1 protein-coding gene and 1 pseudogene are annotated in these 703 nt (G+C 70.7%); one reads left to right on the forward strand and one right to left on the reverse strand.

The features are described from left to right. Nucleotides 1–460, forward strand: a 460-nt coding sequence (locus R1101_RS28880; protein ID WP_016935826.1) for a hypothetical protein, incomplete at its 5' end; no start/stop codon positions are given. 33 nt (nucleotides 461–493) lie between these two features. On the opposite strand, the pseudogene R1101_RS28885 reads toward R1101_RS28880, so the two are convergent. Then, nucleotides 494–703: pseudogene (locus tag R1101_RS28885) on the reverse strand (peptide chain release factor 1); the annotation flags it as partial.

The raw sequence follows: 703 nt of genomic DNA on the forward strand, positions 1-703 counted from the left end.
GGAATCACCGTTCTCGCCGCAGCGGGCGCGGCCGCTTTCGCGGCCCCCGCCCTCGCGAGCGCGGACCCCCATCGATTTCCAGCCGATCCCCGTCGGATGCCCGGCGGGGATCGGTCCGGTCGATACGGAGACCGCCGTCGCCGAGGAGGATGCGGAACCCGGCTCGATCGAGTACGAGATCGAGCAGGAGGGCAGCGGCGGAGGCCGGATCGGCTGGGTGAACCTGAGGACGCTCCAGCTGGGGACGGGTGCGCTGCCGGGACCACTGGAAGGTGAGGAGCCCGCGGTGGTACTCGAGACCGGTGAGGGCCTCGTCGTCAGCGCAGTCTGGGGTGCCCATGAGAACTCCGACGGTCAGGGTTGCTTCCTGCTGCCGGGCGTCGATCTCACCGACGTCCCGCCGGCCGCGGCGGCCGATCCGGAGGTACCCGCAGTAACCGACCCTGCGGGCAACGAGTAGCCCTGCTCCCCCGTCGAGGCCCGGCTCCTGCGGCTACTCGGCCGCGAGCCGGGCTTCTCGGTCCGCAACGCCCAGGGCGTCGAGCAGCGCATCGAGTTCGCCGTCAAGCACCGCGTCGAGGTTGTGGGCCTTGAAACCGATGCGGTGATCGGTGATCCGGTTCTCCGGGAAGTTGTAGGTGCGGATGCGCTCCGACCGGTCGACGGTGCGCACCTGGCTGGCCCGACCTGCCGATGCTTCCGC

Origin of the sequence: Rhodococcus sp. R1101 (genome assembly GCF_000278445.1) — a bacterium.
GTDB lineage: Bacteria > Actinomycetota > Actinomycetes > Mycobacteriales > Mycobacteriaceae > Rhodococcus > Rhodococcus gordoniae.